The sequence below is a fragment of the Pseudomonas caspiana genome, assembly GCF_002158995.1.
Classification (GTDB): domain Bacteria; phylum Pseudomonadota; class Gammaproteobacteria; order Pseudomonadales; family Pseudomonadaceae; genus Aquipseudomonas; species Aquipseudomonas caspiana.
The window spans coordinates 24,255-45,552 of the sequence record NZ_LOHF01000016.1 but is presented as its reverse complement, the minus strand read 5'-3'; the positions used below and the strand labels follow the sequence as shown (position 1 = coordinate 45,552).

Annotated in this window: 14 protein-coding genes; 7 read left to right on the top strand and 7 right to left on the bottom strand. The window is 52.6% G+C overall.

Annotation, left to right across the window (positions count from 1 at the left end; genetic code table 11):
• Window positions 1-6 precede the first annotated feature (6 nt).
• Window positions 7-435 (top strand): very short patch repair endonuclease, encoded by a 429-nt coding sequence (locus AUC60_RS18070; RefSeq protein WP_087270517.1) that lies wholly within the window; start codon window positions 7-9, stop codon window positions 433-435.
• Between the two features lie 17 nt (window positions 436-452).
• Here AUC60_RS18070 and AUC60_RS18065 read toward each other — a convergent pair whose 3' ends face one another.
• The 5 genes from AUC60_RS18065 to AUC60_RS18045 all read right to left on the bottom strand — a co-directional run bounded on the left by AUC60_RS18065 (window position 453) and on the right by AUC60_RS18045 (window position 8,206).
• The gene (locus tag AUC60_RS18065) at window positions 453-1,439 is read right to left on the bottom strand and encodes a hypothetical protein (protein WP_087270514.1); all 987 of its coding nucleotides are present in this window, start codon (window positions 1,437-1,439) and stop codon (window positions 453-455) included.
• A 537-nt stretch (window positions 1,440-1,976) separates the two neighbouring features.
• A complete protein-coding gene (locus tag AUC60_RS18060) occupies window positions 1,977-4,457 on the bottom strand; it encodes a TniQ family protein (RefSeq protein ID WP_158099138.1) in 2,481 nt (826 codons plus the stop codon).
• A 4-nt stretch (window positions 4,458-4,461) separates the two neighbouring features.
• The gene (locus AUC60_RS18055) at window positions 4,462-5,427 is read right to left on the bottom strand and encodes a TniB family NTP-binding protein (RefSeq protein WP_158099137.1); all 966 of its coding nucleotides are present in this window, start codon (window positions 5,425-5,427) and stop codon (window positions 4,462-4,464) included.
• 255 nt (window positions 5,428-5,682) lie between these two features.
• Entirely contained in the window at window positions 5,683-7,572 is a 1,890-nt protein-coding gene (locus AUC60_RS18050) for a DDE-type integrase/transposase/recombinase (RefSeq protein WP_158099136.1), read from the bottom strand.
• Window positions 7,559-8,206, bottom strand: coding sequence for a hypothetical protein (locus tag AUC60_RS18045; protein ID WP_087270501.1), 648 nt, complete (start codon window positions 8,204-8,206; stop codon window positions 7,559-7,561). The genes AUC60_RS18050 and AUC60_RS18045 overlap by 14 nt, the downstream gene beginning before the upstream one ends.
• A 1,010-nt stretch (window positions 8,207-9,216) precedes the next feature.
• Between AUC60_RS18045 and AUC60_RS18040 the strand changes: the two genes are divergently transcribed.
• Window positions 9,217-9,996, top strand: a complete 780-nt coding sequence (locus AUC60_RS18040; protein ID WP_087270498.1) for a hypothetical protein — start codon at window positions 9,217-9,219, stop codon at window positions 9,994-9,996.
• Between the two features lie 43 nt (window positions 9,997-10,039).
• Here the strand turns inward: AUC60_RS18040 and AUC60_RS18035 are convergent, their stop codons facing one another.
• Entirely contained in the window at window positions 10,040-10,996 is a 957-nt protein-coding gene (locus tag AUC60_RS18035) for a DNA-binding protein (RefSeq protein ID WP_158099135.1), read from the bottom strand.
• A gap of 177 nt (window positions 10,997-11,173) precedes the next feature.
• On the opposite strand from AUC60_RS18035, the gene AUC60_RS18030 reads away from it, so the two are divergent.
• Window positions 11,174-12,088: a site-specific integrase gene (locus AUC60_RS18030; protein ID WP_158099134.1), complete on the top strand. Its 915-nt coding sequence runs from the start codon at window positions 11,174-11,176 to the stop codon at window positions 12,086-12,088.
• Window positions 12,089-12,625: 537 nt separating this feature from the next.
• Here AUC60_RS18030 and AUC60_RS18025 read toward each other — a convergent pair.
• Window positions 12,626-14,998, bottom strand: a complete 2,373-nt coding sequence (locus tag AUC60_RS18025; RefSeq protein ID WP_087270493.1) for a penicillin acylase family protein — start codon at window positions 14,996-14,998, stop codon at window positions 12,626-12,628.
• 2,468 nt (window positions 14,999-17,466) lie between these two features.
• Between AUC60_RS18025 and tssA the strand changes: the two genes are divergently transcribed.
• From tssA to AUC60_RS18005, 4 genes are all read left to right on the top strand, one after another.
• Window positions 17,467-18,483, top strand: a complete 1,017-nt coding sequence (tssA, locus tag AUC60_RS18020; protein WP_238599599.1) for a type VI secretion system protein TssA — start codon at window positions 17,467-17,469, stop codon at window positions 18,481-18,483.
• A 173-nt stretch (window positions 18,484-18,656) separates the two neighbouring features.
• Window positions 18,657-19,163: a type VI secretion system contractile sheath small subunit gene (tssB, locus tag AUC60_RS18015; protein ID WP_087270487.1), complete on the top strand. Its 507-nt coding sequence runs from the start codon at window positions 18,657-18,659 to the stop codon at window positions 19,161-19,163.
• 71 nt (window positions 19,164-19,234) lie between these two features.
• Window positions 19,235-20,731: a type VI secretion system contractile sheath large subunit gene (tssC, locus tag AUC60_RS18010; RefSeq protein WP_087270485.1), complete on the top strand. Its 1,497-nt coding sequence runs from the start codon at window positions 19,235-19,237 to the stop codon at window positions 20,729-20,731.
• A gap of 82 nt (window positions 20,732-20,813) precedes the next feature.
• Window positions 20,814-21,293 carry an Hcp family type VI secretion system effector gene (locus AUC60_RS18005; RefSeq protein ID WP_087270482.1) on the top strand — a complete coding sequence of 160 codons (480 nt, stop codon included), beginning with the start codon at window positions 20,814-20,816 and terminating at the stop codon, window positions 21,291-21,293.
• Window positions 21,294-21,298: the final 5 nt, after the last annotated feature.

The following is a 21,298-nucleotide window of genomic DNA, read 5'->3' as shown; positions in this document are numbered from 1 at the left end:
TACGAAATGGACGTTGTTGATCGGGCCACGAGATCCCGCATGATGTCTGCCATCAGAGGGAAGGACACGAAGCCTGAACTGATAGTCAGAAGTTTTTTGCACGCCCAAGGCTACAGATTTAGGCTTCACCGTAAGGATTTGCCTGGAAAGCCGGACATTGTACTGCCTCGACTGAAGGTCTGTATTTTTGTACACGGATGTTTTTGGCATCGCCACGTAGGCTGCAGATACGCTGTCATGCCCAAGTCGCGGGTAGATTTCTGGACTGCAAAACTCGAAGCCAATGTCGATCGGGATCGGAAAACTTTGGAAAACTTGGATAGGTGTGGGTGGAATGTTCTTATAGTTTGGGAGTGTGAAGTCAAAAAGCCGGAAGTGATGTTGCCTAGGCTGCTTTTGCGTCTGAAAGAAATCGAGCATCAGCTGATGAGCTAACGAGCGTCTCTGCGAGATCACGAGACCTCATCCAATGCAGAAAGCAGGTTTGGCACCCATGAGTGGCAAACCCATCCGCCGGAGGAATTCCTGTTCAAATAATGGCTCAGGGAGCCGGAGAGTAGCTTGTTGATATCGGAAATTGCATAACCTAGTACCAACTCGGCGTGCGCTGATCGGTCCCCCGGATTGTCCACAAAATATCTCAGCACATCCAAAGCCGTTTCGCCAAGTTTTGCAGTTCGCTCCATGAGGACGTTTTCAACACGCGATATCGCGTTGGGCTGTTGTGTTATCAGCCGATCATCGATCCAATCGAAATCTTCAAGTGGTCCAGCAAGGTCAGGAGCCCGCGCGCCCTCTTCGATGGGGCGATAGCTACAGAGCGCTTCTTGGGTACGTTTTGCCGCTTCTCTTAGATGTTGGTCGTTTATCTTTGGAGTTTGTATTTCGTCAGCGGACTCCCAGCCCCAGTCATCGTCACCCTCGTTTTCGGGGACCAAACCTAATGCGATTTCCTGCTCCAAATTATCTCCATTAGGGGCTAGGTCAGTATTGTTGTCTAAAGCTTCATTGCCCTCAATAGGGTGCGATAGTAGGAACCTGTATAGCCGTTCGGATTCCTTTCTTTCTCGCAGAAAATCGACAAGCAAAGCACGTGCTTCTTGCTCTAAGCCTAAGCATGTCAGCGAAGATATTGAGCTCAAGATTCCTGAAGGCAACTCTCCTCGGAAACGAATTTGGAGAAGGTCCGAACAAGCATTTATTTGAGTAGGAAGCGGCGAGGGCAGTAGCGATGTGACGAGTGTTGTCCAATCCTCCCAAACGGCGTCTTGGCTGAGGGAGGCTGCATCGTCTACTGTGCCGATTTCGATGCAGCCGTTCTTAACAGGCCACAGCTGTTTTCTATATGTAACGGCAGGCTGACCGCCTTCCGTTCTAAGAGGGCGGGTGATGCGGTCAATTTCCAAGCCGCAAGACATCACTCTTACTGTCACTTCCATATCCCTATCGCCTGGCGGGTAAGAGCGTTACGATTCATGTTGTAGTGCTGGCTACATGCTACATGATGCGCAGTAAAGCCGCATCGAAAACGCTGATAGCGTATCCCGATTTGGACTTCCACCAGAGGGACTAACGACTGAAGATCGTACGGCATCCTCGGTCAGACTTGAGAGATCACTCTTGGGTTGAAGATTGCATCGCGAACAAGTTCGCCCCTACCGAGGTCGGGGACCATGCCATTTTGCACAGGTCATAAAAAAGCCAGAAGCTTTACGCTTCTGGCTTTTTCCATTTTCAAATCATCGCTAGGTAGCCGTCCCCATTTTTCATATCTGTATGAATGCAATGGCATTGATTTTTTTGACAATTGTCAAAATCACTGGCGGAAAGATGTCTAGATACTTTGGATTTTGCTTGTTTTCGGCAAAATAAGCTGGCGGCTGTTATGCAAGATAGCTATAAATCGCCGTGGGCAATAGCCCATTGTGCCCGTGTTAACTGATTGGGCTAGGGGGTTGCGCGAGGGAAGGTGGGATTTAGATAAGATGGTTTTTTAACGCGTAATCGCGCAGTATTGCTCTTTCAATCATGGGGTAATTTGTATAAGGTAGTAACGGGTGGCTAACACTAAGTTTTTTTGTTTTAACGAGGTTGTTAGCTAACTGAGTATGTCCCAAGTATTTGTCTGCTTGCGAAATGATGCAGTACTTTTCCATTATCTGTGAAATCTTGATAACGTCACTTTCTAGCAGATAAGCAGGCTGGTAATTTCCAACCCTGCTAACAAAGCCGGATGCTATGAAAAGCCGGAAGAATGGTACCGCAGAGATCTGGTATTTTTCTCTTACGCTTGAGATGTTCTCTAAAATTAGTAGCTTCCCAGACTTGAAGCCGGTTGAATTGGGACGGCTCGGCAGTAAAAATACATTGGCGACGTCGTCGATTTTATAGAGATGCGTTCGAAATGAGTCCGTTGACACCCCAGGTATTGTGCTGATTCCGAACTTTAATAACGCTTGGTCTACGCATTTTAACGGAATATTTAACCATCCGGCGATGGTCGATGCTGATGCATAATGATCATAAAAGTCATCTACGCTTTTCTTTTTAATCGGATTGCTGAAGTTATCGATTGTTTCTATAGTTTCCAATGCTCCGGAATTAATCAAGAGCGCTATCATTCGGATCGGGAGATGTAGATGACGACATGCTTCAAAGTGGGTGAGGCCATATTCTTTGGTCCTCGGAAGCTCTTTCATAGCGTGTATGAATTCAAGGACTGGAAGGCGTAAATAATAGTAAGTTGGGTTTTTGTCGATTCCTGGTCCAGTCACGGGCTTGATACCTGCTTTCCTAAGTACGGCACTGGTATGTCTTTGCTTACAGCTTAATAGTTTGGTAGCTTCGCTCGCGCTTATATATTTAATTTTGAATTTAATTAGCTCCTTTTCCTTGACTAAGTAGCCATTTTTTTGGTTGCCGCCTACAGTAGCTGGGATCAGCTTGGCTTCTATGAGGCGTCTGAGCCCCGCAGGCCAGCACCCCACAAGCTCTGCTGCCGCTGATGCACTCAGCCAAACGCCCAAGTCATTTGGATCATGTTGCGGAAGACTTGTCCAAGACTGTGTCCGCTTTTCATATTTTTTAGTATGAGGGGTACACCATTCAATTACCGCTTTACTTGTTTCAATACTCATCACATGTAGGCGCACTCTTTGGCTTTTGAATTCTGAGTTGCGTAATCCTAAGTGTCGAAGCGCACGCCGTATTTTATCGACAGGAATTTTGGTGTTTGCTGACAGCATGTGCACGGAAATGTAATGCCGGCAAAAGTTTGCTATGTCAGTAGGATCAAATAACCAGTCATCTGTCCGCCAAGAAATTGGGTGTAGAAGCTTTTCGTCAATGGCGCCGCGCAGAACGACTTTGCTTAGCAGTAACTCTTTTTTTAGTTCGCCTAGGTTCATGCCTGAGATAGCTTTCTTTTGGCTGAAGCCGTTGTTAAGTTTTAGTTGGAGTATATGCACGGTCATCTTTTGCACTTCTTGCCAACGATAACGGCCTATTGATGAAAGAATGTTAGAGTTCTTTCGGACTATTCTCCATTGATGTGAGGCCAGTTTTTGCCAGTTGGAGATCTGGCGGCTAGTTAACTCAAAAGAGGATATTAGTGGGGTTGTGCACTCTCTGAACGGAGTGTCGGTGCTAAAACTGTGTCGCAGGAAAATTTTCACACAATCCTGACATTGCTTGGCCGGGATCAGGGAAAGTTTGGCGCTAATAATTCGTCTGGGTATCTCGGGGTATAATGTGTGTAACGTTCCCAGGTGGTAGAGGATTGCCTTCTGATTAGTTTCCAATAGGGCAAATGCCAGCGCCACTATGGTTCTTACTGCGCTGCACTCAGTTGGATCTTTTGTGTGAAAGCCTAACAGCCGCAGATAGTCATTAAATTTATCAAATCTGTCGGTATCTCTTTCTCGGAAAATTTGCAGTAGCTTAATCTCAATGAGTGCTTCCGCTGATGTGCAAGTCGGGGAAATTGGCAATTCTGCACACCGGCACTTTCCAGATAGCAGGTTAGACCAGCGGAGCTCTGTTCCGCAGTTGGGGCATTTAGCCAAATACCGGCGTAAATGATAAGGACAGTACACTGCAAGCTTCAGATCCTTGATGAAATGCTCGTGACCTGCTGCCCAGCATTCGGAGCAGAACGCAGTTTGTTGTTTTCGCACCATGTCAGCTCTGACTACTAGTCCGCAGATTATGAGAGGCGGGCCCTCCAGCAAAGGTCCAACCGGTTCGTAGAACCCGCTCAGAAACTGTTTTGCATCCCAGCCGGACATGGTTGCAATGGCTTGGACTGCTGGATGAGTGCGAGACATTATCGACTCATGGCGAAGGGCGTCACCAAAGAGGCTCTGAAGGTCCGCCTTGGCTATACATCCGTGTCGAATGGCCATGCGTTTCAGGACGCTGCTCGGGCTTTCTTCGGGAAAGGGTTTAGGGATGAACAATATCCTACTCATTTTCCTCCCCCCCCACGTCCGCGTGATTCATTATGAGAACCAGCGCTTCGTCATAGGAGAGCAAAAAAGGGTTCCCATCTGACAGACTCTTTGGCAACGCTACGTATTGGCAAGCAGTGATGAAATCATCGGCTGTCAACTCCAACCGCTCTTTTCGGCACAGGCACGTCTTCAGCGCATCGTTGATGACTACGCGCATGCGTTTCAGGTTTCCGCGGGTACCAACGAATAGAGGAGCAGCGATCGTTGGATCATTAAGGTGGACACCTTTTTCGAGTGGAGCCAATTGATACATTGCCGTATCCAGATGTTTCAGCGTCGCAAAGTAATCGGAGTTATCCCCCGTTTCATAGCTGAAATCTGAAAGCTCGGCGAAGTATGGATATCTGTTTTCAAATGCTTCGTCTTCGCGCCGGATATCACGGCACAGGCCGGTGCCAGAAAGGATTACGGGAATACCGGAGCCGTTGAGGAGCGAAACAATCCATTGCAGAGAGTCCAGCCGTACTTTTTCGGCGACGGTAGTGATGCAGAGGCGCTGAATTTCGTCGAGAAAAATTATCCTTACCTGAGATGTTTTAAGGCACGTGATGAGCTGATGAGTGAGCTTTTCAACAGTGCCACTGGGGGTGGCATTAATCAGCAGGCGCAGCATGTTGGTGATTAAACCTTTGACGGTTGCCGGTGAGGGGACCTCGCAATAGAAGACGGGAAGGTTGACATAAACGCCGTCTTCACGATGAGCTTCTGAGTTCCCGGTATAAAGCTTGCGAAAGTAATTACACAGCGTGGACTTCCCGGTCCCGCTCGGGCCGCAAAGCAGAGCGCATACCGGTTCACCCAGAGCCTCGGTGTTCTCGATCGCATTCTGAATCTGCGAGAAAGCCTGCCGATACCGCGGATGGAAGACAATTTTGCTTTTGAAGGTTTTAAGCACTTGTTGACGCTCGAACTCCATGATGGCGGACCTCATGCTTATAATCTGATGGATCGCCAGAGACGTGGGTACCCCTGGCAGCGGGTAGGAGTCCGGCGGTGACGCACTCTGCATCAGTGCTACCGACCGCCGGATACATTGGTGTTGGCTAACGGGGCTCAGCGCATCCCAAATGGCCGGCGACTCAACGCCTGACGTCTGGTGGTGATCGCTGGCTGGCCCTGCGCCCGTTTGGAGTGGCCCGGGCAGACGCCTCAAGAGCGACTCCGAATGGCCTCAGACCTCCTCGGACGAATAGTCGTCGGGTGTATTGTCGTGGTAACGGTAGGCCGTCGGCGATGGTTTAAGCGGCTGTTGTTTGCCGGCGCTGGAGGCGCGCCGTATCTTGGGCTGCAGTGAGCCTTTTTCTTCGGCTCGGCTGCGTTTACGCCGCTGGGCTGGTGTCTTGACTAAGGCCAGTTCATGCAGCAGTGCCACCCTGGCGCGGCGTGCCTTGTGCGAGTCGAAGCTTTTACGCTCGGCCCTCAGGCGTTTAAGCGTCAGTTGGTGAAGGTGCATGGTCAAGCCTTGCTGGTAGTCAGGCTCCACCGCCTGCAACTCCAATACCTCGTCGGGATAGCTGGGATGGCAGGCCCACGCCTGGCCGAGGTCACTTGGGTCGTAGTAAACCAAGAGCTTCTCTGCTTTGGGTTCGCGATTGGCCAGGTACCCTACCGCAGGCCCGGTCCAGAACAGCGAGTTGTAGCGAAGCCGCCCCTGTTGGGGAGAGGCTTCGAACGCACTGAGGAAGTGCTGGCGTAATTCCGACTGCGAATAGCGCCGGGGCGGAAACATCGCGGAATACGCCGCCTCCCAAGCAAGGCGGGGAGAAGTATTCAGACTGCTGTGCAGGCGCTCGCAGTACACCCGCGTCACCCAATGGGAAAAGGCGTGCCGGACCTCATCGATGGTCATGCATGCGTTATTTTCGGAGCTGTAGTCACCCCGTGCGGTGACGTTCGAGAAAGTTGTGCCTGGCATCACGTGGGCGATCTCTTTCGACCAGACGCCGAAGAAGGCTTCCACGTGAGGCTTTTGATTGCCGGTGGCAGGTTCGCAGTAGCACACCTCGCCGCCCAGCATGGCGATGATTCGACGCAGATTTTGCGCGACGAACTCCGGACCGCTGTCGAAAACGTACCGGATGGCAACACCGGCGTAGGTGTTATCACTGGATAACGACCGCTTGAGCGTCTGAAGGGTAGTGTCCAGAGAGGGGGGATTAAACCCGATGGACCACGCATACGGCATTCGTGTGTAGACCTCAAGGAACACCGTCAGATAGGGGCGGCCGATCACCTCACCATCAACGCCCACCACCATCACGTGCATTTGTTGCGTGTCGGCCTCAACGAGTTCGAACAACCTCCCAGGCCGAGGCCGTTTGCGTGTCCAGCCTTGGTGTTTCTGGGCATACTTGCTGCCCTGCTGAGCCTGAGCTTTCTCATAAGCGTCAAGCTCCCGAAGGATCCGGTTAAGGGTCGACTCCGAAGGGACCTTCAAGCGATCATGGCTGGGTCTGCCTTCGTTGAATGCTTCCAGCTCCAGAACAATGGCATCGATCACCTCAGTTTTGCATGCCGGTTCGGCCTTCAGATAGAACTGGCTGACCTGCTGATTGATCACCTGCTGAACTTCCCAGGGCTGAAGGGCCAGACGATGTTTCGCTCTCTGCCGTCGGCCGGGTATCAGGGCCAGGCTGCTGTGCCCTGATTTGCAAAATGCCCGAACCCAACTGCGTGCCGTGCTGAAGCTGGGCGGGCTGATATCGTTGATGTCCTTAGCTAGGGTGCTGATCATCAGCGAGCCGCGCTCCTTCGGCATTTTCCCGCCAAAGCGTTTGGTTAGCGCATGCACATAATGCCAGCGTCGGTCGAATGCAGCCGCGTAAGGCTTGGGGAGCCCCGAAAGGATTTTCTGCGGATCCTTCTCGATGGGGGCTTCCTGATCTTTAACTAGGTCGCAGCGCTTCAGTGCACGTAGCAGAACTTCTCTGGTTTGGCGCAACACGATCCGGCGGCCTTCTACGGCGCGCAGTTGCACGGTTTCACCTTGTTGATCGACGACCTGAAAGCGCTGGCCGCGATAGCGGTAGTGTTCACCGATTTTGAATTCAAAGATGCCCATCATGGCCTCCGTAAATCATGCTGTGTGGGGTGAGCCTATGCTCAAGGTTGACCCGCAGTTCATCCAGAAAGATGGCGTGGCTGATATCTGCGGGAGCGAGCCCCTTAGCCAGCAGTGCGGCAATGGTTGCCTGTTTTCCGGCCCGCGCGACGACCTGGGCACGCACTTCAAGTGCCGCCCGTTTTGAGCTGTTGAAGCTGTGGTGATAGAGGTAGCGCAGGTTCTGAGTAACCAGAGAATGAGGCAGTTGGTCTTGAACGAGCCAGCGGAGGAGCACTCCATGCTCCTGCAGCATGGCTTCGATGGTCGTCGTCCACTCACGCATGTGAGGGCTGGTCTGAGCATCCGGTAGCAGGAACTTGTGGTACATCGATTGTCCGTTGCTGAGTGCAACGAGGAAGTCAGCCTTGTAGCGCAGTTCACCCTTGCACACGGTTGAGGGCCGGCACTGGTACGTGCGTACATCGTGGCGATACTCGAGATGAACGCAATAATCCGCCTGCATGAGGTTGCCGCAGGTCATCGGGCCATGGTTTTTTCGCGACGGGAAAAACGTTACCCGACTGCCTGGGCGTCCTTTGTTTAAGGGCGCACGGGTCCGGTTTTCAAGAAAATCCGTGGATGGTACAAGCATGGTGGTGTTCCTCCAGAGGGCGCGCCTAATTAGGTCGTGATGACCATTAAGCAAGGTCATCTGCGGCGAGCGCGCCGTGAATGTGAGTGCCCAAACTGCGCGCGGTATCAACGGCGGGACTGTCGTCGCGACGATCGGGGGAGCACTAAGGCTATCGCGGCGAAGATCAGGTCGATGAGTTGTGCGCGGTGCAGGCCTTTGGCGTGGGGAGTACGCAGTCCGGTGAAGTCCCATGAACCAGCCGACGCCACGAAAGAATCGCGTCGGTGCCTGGCCTGTACCCTGGGATTACTGGACGGCATTGCACGCCCGGCCTGTTCGGGGGGTGTTTGGCGGCGTTGGTGAGAGAAGCGAGTGGGCCAGGACGAGGATCCGAATTGTCCATGCCAGGTGCTATCCGGGATTTTAGGCCCCCCTTTGGACGGGGTACTGCGTAGGTACAATCGATGGCGATGCATGTTCATGTCCTCCAAGTGGATCCGAGCAGAGCGCCGGATCGCCAACTCACTGTAGTCCCGTACATACCGTCATACTGCTGACGAAAACGTCTCGTTTTTCGAGATAGCGACTGGCTATGAGTCGGCAGATCAACGACTTACGTTCGTCCCGATTTCGCATTACGTGGCGAACGGCTCTAACGCGTCACGGCCACGGAAAATGGCACGGGATCTGCGATAGGCATTTTCTATGTCCATACAAATTAAACGGTTGCCGCAGCTGGGTTTTCGCATTAACCGTCACGAGTGGGTGGCAGCTTGGCCCAGTACGCAGGGGGGAGTGAGAGGCGCTGGCGTCTGTTGCGTAACGTTCTATAGTTGTGTACCGGGGCTACGGGGGCAGGAGATGACAAAGTGTCGACACTTTCCGGAACTGCAATACGGCGCTGCTGCAATCGGTTCCTTGGCGCCCGGCTGTACCAGATATCGAGGGCCCGTGACCGGGACGAATTTGCCCGATGGTGCGATTATCTGGATCGTCCGTCTCTCCATGCCGCACCGGGCAGTCAAGGGATGGCTGGTAGAGGCGGAGCCAATCCCAAATGGCTGCGCCTGCTGGATGACGGAAGCCAGTTGCAGACCCATTGCCTGAAGCGTCTGCTCGCAGCGTTTCCGGAGCTCAATGAGGTGCTTCAAAATCCCTTGTGGACACTGCTGACATGGGACTCTGAGGACGCAGAGAGCCCTGCGGCCTTTCTACAGGATCTTCTCCCCAGTTGCCGTGCCCTGGCGCCGAGTTCCTATCGCTGTCGCGTCAATGCGCGGATGAGTTGGGCACTGGGTGTGCCTGACTGGGCCACACTGGCGATGCCACTGGCCCTGCTACGCTGCCAAGCCCCGCGCCGGACGCCGCAGCGCCGGTGGCTGCAGGAGCATTTTAACGATTACCTGACGCTCGCGTCGCTCTCGCCAGAGTGCCATGGCTGTTTTGCTGACCTGTGGGTACTCATCGATCAGTGGCTACATGCCAAAGGGCTGGAGCCCACTCCGTCGCGACCCTTTTGGCCGGTCGACGCCGCCGCGTTTGATTATCAGTGTGCCTATTGTTACGGAAGGTGCGACGACCTGAAGGAGTTGGGATGGTTGCCCGCCGATGATCGCCCCTCGCGACTGGACATTGCGATGCTCTGGTGTCTCCACCTTGGGGGGAAAGTCTTTGTCGAAAAACTGCAGGGCAGTCTGAACCATGGCGCGCGACGCTGCCCGCCCCAGTTGCTGCGAGCGATAAAGGCGCTGGACCCGCAGCTCGAAGTGCCCAGCGCGGTGCGAGTGGACCGATCCCGTGCTGGCTAGCACAGTGGCCAGACCTCTATCCGTGCTGGCGTACGGACGGGTTTCACACGCGGTGCGTCGGTGTGTCCAACAGGCGTTGCAGTTGAAGAATCTGTCGCTGCTCATGCCGTCGGTACAGGGCATCGCTGCGCTGCTTGAGCAGAGCAGCGCGCAGACGTGCGCGTAATTCTGCCTGCTCCGTTTGCCACTGAGCTTGTGCTTGCTGGTGACGATGGACCTGTTGTTCCCACTCGGCTTGGGCCTGGCTGTACTCCCGGGAGTCGGCAAGCGCCTGTCGGCTTGCCAGACGCGACTCGGTGAGCAGCCGTTCGTTGGCCCGATTGAGGGTGGCTAGCTCTTCCTGTTTGGCGAGTAAGATTGCCTGCAGGGTCCGAAGTTCTTTGGCCAACTGCTGGACCTGCTGATCGTGTCGAGCCAGTTCCTGTTCGCGCTGATTCCGTTGTTGCTCCTGATAGTGATCCCGCGAAGCCTTGAGGTGATCGTGACGTTCGCCCAAGGCTGTGAGGTGCGCTTCGCGCTCACCTAGCGTGTGTTGCACATGCATCAATTGCCGTTGCTGAGCCTCGAGCTGGCTCTGCAGGTCGCGGGCATGGCTCTGCGCCGTCGATTCGCGCTGGCGGTGCTCTTCCACCTGGGCGTCCAGGCGCCGGACCTGATCCTTTAACGACGCCACCAGTTCGTGTTGTTGCGCCTGAGCCTGCGCATGCCGTTGCCAGGCTTGCTCGAGCCGGGTTTTATCGCCCGCGACCGCTTGTTGGGCTGCCTCCTGCAGCCGCTCGGCTACACTGCTGATCAGGCGTACCAGGTCGTCTTCCAGAGCAACCGGTGCGGTAGGTGCCTGCACGGCACTGAGCTCCTGCAGATAACGCAGGATGGTGCTTTTGGAGCCCGTGTTGCCCAGTTCAATTCGCACCGCGTCGATGCTGGGGCGGATGCCACGAGCTTGCAATGCGTCGCGAGCCTTCTGGACCAGCGCCTTGTTGATGCCACCCCGTGCCATGGAACGTCTCCTACGATTTCGTAGCGTGTTACGGAGTATGTAAGTACGGGTGTACTTCTGTCCTCTGGTTCCTGAAGACAGGCGACGGACTGACGTTTGAGAATGCTGAATTCTCGAACGTGACGCGCTTTTTCCAAGATGTTGACTGCAAACGCAGTACGCGAGGAGTGCAGTGGCATGAGAGCCAATGTCGACCGATACCTTAGCGCCGCCCGTCGCGAGAGCACCGCGCGGAGGTATCAGCAAGCAATTGAGCATTTTGAAGGCAGCTGGGGCGGACTGCTGCCAGCTTCCAGTGAGGTCGTGGTGCGATACCTCGCCGACCATGCCGAGCGTTTTTCCGGCAATACTTTGCGCACTCATCTGGCAGCGTTAGCGCAATGGCACAAGAGTCATGGTTTTATTGATCCGACCAAAGTACCTAAGGTGCGTGACGTGCTGCGCGGTATTCAGGCCGAACACCCAAGGCCGGTGAAGCAGGCTGAGGCTCTGCAATTGCAGGCGCTCGAGGCGTGCATCATGGGGTTACAGACCCAAATTACTTCGGGCAACGACTGCCAGCGGTTGCGGGCGCTGCGCGACCGGGCGCTCATTCTGTTGGGTTTCTGGCGAGCCTTTCGCGCCGACGACTTGTGCAGCTTGCGCGTTGAGCACATAAAGCTACGCAGCGAAGAAGGGCTGGAGTTGTTTGTGGCCAGCAGCAAAACTGACCGAGAGCATAAAGGTCGGACGGTCACCGTACCTGCGCTGAAACGATTGTGCCCCGTAAAGGCTTATGAGGAGTGGCTGCAGGCGAGCGACCTTAGTCAAGGGCCGCTGTTTCGCTCAATCGACCGCTGGGGCCACCTCGGTGTTAAGCCTCTAAACCCCAACAGCATCTCACGGTTGTTGCGTCTGGCTTTTGCCCGCAACGGGCTGGATGGCGAAGGCTACAGCGGTCATTCATTGCGTCGTGGCTTTGCGACATGGGCCAATCGAAACGAGTGGGGCACCAAAGCATTGATGGATTATGTCGGATGGAGAGACGTCGCCTCTGCCATGCGTTATATCGACAGCAACGCATATTTTGGTGAGTGGCTTGATAGCAGGTAATGCCGACGCTATTGAGGGGGCCGCGCCGAGGCACCTTCCCGCCCTTAACGGCGTATGGCGAAACTGCCGCAAAAGGATAACGCTTCCATCGAGCAGGTAAGACGCAAGTAGCCACTTTGCCAGCTACAGCATCGTCGGTTTATTAAGTCCATACGTCAGTGCGCAGGTGAAAAGAGCTGGAGTCCACCCTGATGCCAATTGGGCAGTCATCACACTCGATTTCGATCAATGGTATACGTTTCACATCTGTTTTGAACAAAGACTCGCCACGATCCCCGACGCAATTCTGGGTGGGCCAAGATTGTGTCATAGAAACTACAGACCTCTTGGCTGATTGAAAATCGACTGATGATAAGCGATGACGCTGCTGGCCCTTTGTCTCAGTATGTGCATCTTCGCATCCTGTAAGGGGAGAGCTGTTGCAGGAGTAGTCAGCGATACAGGCACTAAATAAAAAAGCCCGCTATACGGAAAGCGGGCTTAACGTTGTTTCGCTATAAGCTCAGATGGCCTTGGCGGTGAGCCGTGATAATTGTTTTATTTTTGGGGTGTCTCTGCATTGGCTGGCAAAAAAATGAGGGTGCTTTTTCTATTTGAAATCACATCCTCCTCATTGAGATATGCCTTTTCATACCCTCCCTTAATGTACGTCTCTGCTTGGTCAGAGTAGTGCTTGTCGAACGGTACGCCACTCTGCCCAACCGGGTTGATGGTCAGCGCTTTAGCGGCGTCGGCGAAGTCGATCAGGCGCCGGGTCGATGGGCCGTAAGTCACCGGCCATGGTGCAGAATCGATCTGTGCCGACAGGTTGTTGGTCACTTCATGAGTGCCAGGAGCGGCAAATGGGCCGACGTTGACGATCTTGTCCAAGGGCTTCTGCGAGCCTAGTGGATGGCCATGAGTCAGGGTGTGGGCCTTACCCCATTGCCACTGCGAAGGGTCATCGCCGAAGGTTGCCTTGAGGTGCAGCAGGCTGTGGTCCCAGGCGACCTTGACGGTCTCGGTGCGGTGGCCGTTCCACCAGGGCGAATCTGGCGATGCGGTCAGGCGCGGTAAGGCGGCGTCCACCGCCTTGGTGTTTAGTAGGCTCTCAAACATTGCGTCGCCCAGTTTCGGGTGGAAAACGTTATAGGTGAGGTTGAACAGGAACTGGTTGAACAGCGTGGCACTCGTGGAATCCACCGGGTAACCGCCTCTCCATGTAGCCAGTTGCTCGACCAGTCTCAGCTCCGCCGGATCCTTGACCACTTCACGCAGTACTGGCAGTAGCGGCGCTAGTAGCCTTGGGCCGTATGCGTTGGTGGTGCCCAGTTGCAAAGCCTTGCTGCTTTCCAAATCCCATCTCACGCTGTTGTCGCTTAGTTGCGCGTTTAACTGCTGGCCACGGTCGGCGAGGTTGTAATAACCGGGGATCGGCATGCCTGTAGGGGACGCAGGCTGCGCGTTGGCCGATACCACATAGCCGCGCGCCGGATTTTCCTCTTGGGGGTTGGTACTGAACGGGTAGAACCCAAGCTTATCCGCTTGAACGGTGCTGCCGTCCAGTATAAAGCTCGGGTTGACCCCTGTTGGACGGACCGGCAATTGTGCCGCGGCCCACCAGCCAATATCGCCATTTGCATTGGCCCAAACGATATTCAGGCCGGGTGCCTGGACTTTGGCCGCGGCCGCGCGCACCTTGTCCAACGTGTCGGCGCGGTTGAGCTGGTAGAAGCCGTCGAAGATCGGGTTCTCGGTATCCAGGAACGCCCACCACATAGCAATCGGCGTTTTACCGGCGCTTTCCCCAAGCACATCATTGATGATCGGGCCGTGGGGCGATGTGCGCAGGGTCAGTGCCACCGGATCTTGACCCTTGACCGCGATCTGCTGTTCGCTGCTGGTCATATCTACCCATTTGTCGTGATACCAGACTTGGTTGGGGTTGTCCGGGTTTACCTTCTCGGCGATTAGATCAAGGTCATCGTTCTGGAACATGGTCAGGCTCCAGCCGAAATCTTTGTTGTGACCCAAGAATGCCACTGGCACCAACGCATTGTGATAGCCATAAAGCTCGAATCCCGGCGCCGTCAGTTGCGCCTCGTACCACACTGATGGCACCGAGAAGCTTATATGTGGGTCACCCGCCAATAACGGCTTTCCACTCTTGGTGCGATTGCCGCTGATGGCCCAAGCGTTGCTGCCTTCAAACTGGGGCAGGCCGTTCCCGGCCATGGCTTGTTCGCTCAATTGGGCGATGGCACCGAGGTCTTTCCAGTCGCTGGCCGCCAGGTTTAATGCACCTTTTGGCTGCCAGTCTAGATCGAAGACCTTCAGGTATTCGCTTCCGAGTTCATCGCGAACGTAGGTTAGCAAGGGTTCGGTACGGAAGGCGATGGCAAAGCTGTAGGCCACGTAGCCGGCAATGCTGAAAGTGTCTTCGGCAGTAAACGGACGCTTTTGAATTCCCAGTACGTCAAACTCCATAGGTTTGGCGTGACTGTCCTGGTATTGATTAACTCCGTCCAGATATGCTTCCATGGCCTTCCAGGACGCAGAGTTATGGTCCATTTGCTCGACGTATCTAGAAGCACGTTCTCGAATGCGCAGGCTGCGGAAGAGTTTATCGGTATCGAGCAGCTTGGGGCCCAGCACCTCGGCCAGCTCGCCACGGGCCAGCCGCCGCATGATTTCCATCTGAAATAGCCGATCCTGAGCATGCACGTAGCCCAGGGTGCGGTACAAGTCGGTCTCGTTCTCGGCATTGATATGCGGCACGCCACGGTCGTCGTAGTTCACTGCGACCGAGCGTTGCAGATGGCTTAGACCCACCGTCCCCTCGCGGGTCGGCTGCTTGCTGTACACGTATAAGCTGGCGCTGAGGACTATGAGTAGCGATAGAATCGTGAGCGCCCGTAGAGCATTTTTCATAGAACATCCTGGCTAAAAAAGGGAGACCAAAACTGCCTAAAGTTACTGTGGGGACATCAGGCTGAATGTTGCCATCATGATCGGCTGCACCGATCATTCACCTTTGGCGGTATCCAACAATGTTGGCGGAAGTAAGATCTGCTTTCACCTCCGGGGTCGGGGTAATGCAGGCCGTTGCGGTTGCTGAGAGGGAACGAATCGTCCAGTGCCACAGGCGCTGCAGATGCTCCCATGCCTGCTAAGCAGTCACCGGGTGCGATCATCGTTGTGCGGGAGGTGGCGCTATGAAGGCATGTGAGCGTGCGAGGTCGACAAATATCATGTAGGGACCAATAAGATCTTTTTAATCTTCCCATAAATTCTTTTAAAAACAGTTGGTTAATAGATTTTCGTTGAGATATTAAGGTTTGGCGCCATTATTTTGGCGTAATATTTGCGAATTTTGCAACATTATATTTTTTGCTCATAACGATGAGGCGTAGGGGCATCGGCGCAGTACCCGGAATGAGATATGTTTGGAGTCCGGTCGCCTCAACCTCGCTACTTCAATGAACCGCGCTGATAATCCCCTTACGTGCCCATCTGCCGTCAACTTGGATCGCAGCAGGCAAAGCCTTTTTCGTATAACGAACTCGGGGCATGACGCTGATGCGCGTTGGGCCTGAGTACCGCCAATGTGACCTGTGGATATTATTTGTTAGTTTTTTGTGGTGTCGCGTACTTTCATTTTCATTTAGCCTGTTAAGGGCCAAAATAAGAGTTGCTCGCCCTGAACTCTCCTTGATACCAGCTTTAAAAAACTGGTTTTCTTTGAAGTCTGCTGTCCTCGCAGGCGATTAATGCTTTTATCAATATTAGACGTTCTCAAAATCCTATACCTCGAACGGCAGCGCCGTGAGTTTAATCTGACTCCAATCAAATCTGGTGCTGGGGCTATCTCATCTATATTTAAAGCACGCAAGGTTAGGTGGTTCAGTGAGCTGTGCTACTAATTCACTTGCGTTTTCATTGGCCTTGAAAACTGATCTGCAGCATGTGCTCACGGCAGGCCGAACTTTTTTTATTTTTTTTTGGAGCTCTGGGCACGACAGGTGAGCGTTGGACCCAGGCATAGTCAAGACGTATGCGTTGATATTATTTGTTAGTTTTCTGGAGTGTCGCGTTCTTTGGTTTTCATCTATTTTGTTCTGGAGCAGAATACGAGCTGCTCACCCCTTTACTCTCCTTGATAACCAGCTTTAAAAAGCTGGTTTTTTTTTATGTTCATCTAGCCCTTGTGTTTCAACGTTCGGGCCAAGATCAATAGACCTAAAAAAACTCGCTATCCCAGATGCGTTGAGCTATGGGTCTAATCTGCCAGCTCCAGTCAAATCTCGTGCGGCGATATTGTCTATATTTGGACGTAGAGCGGTCGCATTGCATCATCGTTCTGGATCTTTGTGCGCGTCTAATAGCAGGCCGGGTACCGTAGGGGATGTTCTCGGCTTGATCACTTTATCAATAGCTATCTGGCCAACTACGGCTTATGACAAGCCACCATCGCCCATGCCGCGCTGATCCGTGCGCTCGGATCGATCAGGGAAAGGATGGCAAGCGCAACCCGGAAATGCATCAAGCTAAAAATGGGAGCCATTACTACTTCGATGTCAAAGCGTACTTTGGGGCTCGACGATGGGGCAGGGCTGTTCCACGGCATGATGGTCATTCGCGCTGGTAATCCGAGTCGACAAGGTGCCATGGGTGGCGAGATCATAGTCTGTGCTGAGGTCTGCTATATCGATCTCGAGAAGCCCGAATGATATGCGGGACGCGAAGTCATCTGACAGGTCGCATATCGGCGACGCCCCTAAAAAAATAGGTCAAGCGCAGCGTATTTTACGAAGTAATACATAGGATCGAAAAAAGCAAAGGGTCAGTCTCGCATCAGGGTTGATGCATCCCTCTGGGGTGATCAAGCGCCAGTTTGCTTAACCCAAAGTGCGATCCGGGTGGCCTGATGAAAAGCACCGCTCAGACAGTGACGCTATTCGCCTGTCTCACCTGTAGATGTAGCGTCAACATTTGCTCTCCGGCGCAGGATGGTCGCTTCTATGATATTGATAATCACTGCTGCGAGGCGCTAGAGGCACCAGGGAAATAGTAATTACTCATCACATTTGCCTGATGTCAAACGGTTACCTTTTTTTTGAAGGCGCGATGCTCAGGCAACTAAAAAGCCGTCTGCTTCGGATCTTTCTTTGGCGTAGTGCTAAAAAGTAGGGTGTAGGATTTTGCCTACAATGCATTAGGGCGTTCCTTACAGCCTTTGCTGATGGGATTGCTTAGTCTCGTTTCTTACATATCTGCGAGCCAATGGATGCTTGAAGTAAGTGTGTTTTAACGTTTAGCGTTCATTTGCTTGAAAGTTGGGGGGGGGAGGTTAGCCGGATGCGGCGTGTGATAAAACGCTATGGTGCATGGGGGGGGAGATGTCTTTTGTAAAAAAATCTTCTGCGTTAGCTGATGCTATTAGCGACGCGCAGCCATGCGGTGTCAGCGTTGAATACGATGCAGATTTTCTGCAGTTGGAGCAGGAAGTTCTTGGCAGGCCAGAGGTTGAATACGGATCGAGCGTGACTCAAGCTGTAGAGCCGAACTGGCAGTCGGTTATGTCATTGTCACTTTCGCTGATGGGAAAAAGCCGGGACTTACGCGTAGCTGTTCACCTGACTCGTGCGCAATTGAATGTATACGGTTTCGCCGGAATTGCTGATGGACTGGAGCTGATCCAGGGTTTGCTTGATAGGCAATGGCGGGACGTTCACCCGCAGCTTGATCCAGATGATAACAATGATCCCTTGCAGCGAATCAATATACTCTTGTCACTCTGCGATCCAGTTGGCATGTTGCGCGAATTGCGGGATGCACCATTGGTAAGTGTGAGATCTCTAGGTAAGTTTAGCATTCGCGACATTGAAATCGCCAGCGGAGAGATGCTAGCTGTTTCCGGACCAGAGAAGCCAACGTCGGCAATAATTGAAGCGGCTTTTAATGAGGCAGATCAGGGTGAGTTGATTGGTACCGAGAAGTGTCTTTCAAACGCATTGGCGTGCACTATTCGAATCGAGCAGTTGCTTACGGAAAAAGTGGGCGTCGCTCGATCGATTGACTTGAGTCCGCTGTCTACACTTTTGCATCGAGCTGCCGAGAGTGTGCGCCGTCACTTGGTCGTCAATCCCGGAGAGGGTCAGGTCATGCAAGTGGCTGCCGGCGCAGGTATGTACTCTCCTCTTCAGCTTGGCATTGCTAATCGTGATGACGTTAAAAATACGTTGGATAGATTGTGTTCATACTATATGACTCACGAGCCCTCAAGCCCTGTTCCCTTACTGTTGGCGCGTGCACGCGAACTGGTTGACAAGAAATTTATGGAGCTGGTGCAGGATTTGGCGTCTGATGGCCTCGCTCAGTTAAAATTGATTAGTGGGACGAATTCCGAAAGCTGAATACTTGGTTCGTGATTATCTGCTTCGGCTGTCTTTGCCGAAGTGCGTTGGTTATGAAAGTGAATGTATTGGTCGTTTAGTGTTACACGCTGTTTATTGGTCGCAAATAAGTGTGCGGAGCAGTCGCTCACTGCATGTCTGAAATTTAACCTTCATACCGCAGGTAGGTAGTTATGGCAGGTAATAGTCAAAAATTTATTGCTCGAAACCGTGCTCCTCGTGTACAGATTGAATATGATGTGGAAGTTTACGGTGCTGAGAAAACAGTTCAATTACCATTCGTAATGGGGGTTTTTTCTGATCTCTCAGGGACACCGGCAGAGCCACTGCCGCCCGTGGCTGAGCGCAAATTTTTGGAAATTGATGTCGATAATTTCGACGAATGTTTAAAGTCGATGAAGCCGCGCGTTGCTTTTTCTGTGGAGAATTCACTGACCAATGGGGGTGAATTTCCTGTCGAGCTCACGTTTGAGTCCATGGCTGATTTCACCCCGGGTGCGGTGGCGCGTAAAGTCCCTTTGCTCAATGAGCTGCTCGTGGCACGTAATCAATTATCGAATCTGCTTACTTATATGGACGGTAAAGTCGGCGCGGAAGAGCTGATTGCGAATTTATTGCATGATCCAGTATTGATGCAGGCGTTGAGTTCAATGCCTAAGGCCGATGATCAGTCTGACTAGTCAAAAGTAGGACTTACCACCGTGGCGTGGAATTGGCGAGTAATTGACTTATTAAACTGAAGGGTACCATTATGTCCACTGCTCAATCAGACTTGACACAGCAAGCAGAAGAAGTGGTTAGCTTGGAGGTTGGAGATTTTGCCAGCCTGCTGAAGAAAGAGTTCAAGCCCAAGACAGAAAAATCCAAGACTGCTGTTGAGGACGCTGTGCGGACATTGGCCGAGCGTGCGCTGCAAGGCACAAACCTAGTGTCCGGTGACGTCTTGGCAACCATAGAAGGCTTGATTGCAGAGCTCGATCTTAAGCTGTCCGAACAAATTAACCATATCCTGCATCATGAAAATTTCCAAAATGTTGAAAGCGCCTGGCGCGGTTTAAATTATCTGGTAAACAACACTGAAACTGATGAGTCCCTGAAAATTCGGGTGATGAATATCTCGAAGTCCGAGGTGCATAAGACGCTGCGTAAATTCAAAGGCGTTGCTTGGGATCAAAGCCCGATATTCAAGAAATTGTATGAAGAGGAGTATGGCCAGTTTGGCGGTGAGCCTTATGGTGCTTTTGTAGCGGATTATTATTTTGATAATAGCGCACCTGATGTCGAGCTACTGGCGCAAATGGCCCAAATCAGTGCTGCCGCCCACTCTCCATTGATAACTGCCGCTGACCCAGGGGTGATGCTCATGGATACCTGGCAAGAACTGGCGAATCCTCGAGATTTGACCAAGATTTTCCAAACGCCTGAACACGCTGCTTGGAGGGCCTTTCGCGCTTCTGAGGATTCTCGTTACGTAGGCTTGGCTATGCCGCGTTTCCTGGCGCGTGCGCCCTATGGTGCAAAGACGAACCCAGTCGAGGATTTCAATTTCGAAGAGGCAACCGGCGTCAGTGGCAGCAAGGATTTCACTTGGGCCAACGCCGCCTATGCCATGGCCGTGAATATCAATAGATCCTTCAAAAACTACGGCTGGTGTTCGCAGATTCGCGGTATAGAGTCGGGTGGTGTAGTCGAAAATCTCCCCGTGCACACCTTTCCGACCGATGAAGGCGGGATTGACATGACTTGTCCGACCGAGATCGCCATCAGTGATCGGCGCGAGGCGGAGCTCGCGAAGAACGGTTTCATGCCACTGGTGCACAAGAAAAACAGCAATTTAGCTGCATTTATCGGTGCTCAATCTTTGCACAAACCAGCGGAATACGACGATGCGGACGCAACAGCCAACGCCAATTTGGCAGCACGCCTGCCCTACCTGTTTGCGACGTGTCGTTTCGCGCATTACCTCAAATGCATCGTGCGGGACAAGATTGGCTCATTTAAGGAGCGTTCCGATATGGAGACTTGGCTCAATAATTGGATCGGTCGCTATGTAGAGCACAATCCCGCTACCGCATCGGAAGCTGATAAGGCTCGCAAGCCATTGGCCGGGGCAGAAGTTGTGGTCGAAGAAATAGAAGGCAATCCAGGTTACTACGGTGCCAAGTTTTACCTGCGTCCTCACTATCAACTTGAAGGTTTGACTGTGTCTCTGCGTCTGGTTTCGAAACTGCCATCGACAAAGTCGTAACGGCAGCACTAAATCAAGGCTTACATGCTTTTTTTAATTTTCGAAAAAGCGATAAAATAATTTAATTTATAGGTAAATTTTCATGATCCTGCTTAATCTTGGTAACAAAATAAAAGGAACTTCTACGGTCGATAAGCATACTGGCTGGATTGCTATTAGTTCAATTCAAATGGGCGTAGGGCGTGGAATTACAGTTGCCGATGGCGGTGCTGACCGTGACACTACTAACCCCTCTTTCTCCGAGATTACGTTCACCAAAGATACCGACATTGCATCCTCGGACCTGTTTATGGAAGCAATCTGTGGTAAAAGCTTGGGTAAGGCCGAGATCCATTTCATTCAAACCGGCGGCGCCGATAAAACGCAGCAAGTGTTCCTGACCATTGAGCTGGAAGGAGCGATTATCACCTCCTACACCGCTAATAGTGCAGGTGAGCGTCCACACGAAACTCTCTCGATCAACTTTACCCAGATCAGCTACCAATACAATGCCTTTAGCGGCGACAAGATCACCACAGGTACTGCGAAGAAGTGGGATTTGCTGAGTAACAAAAAACTCTGATTGTT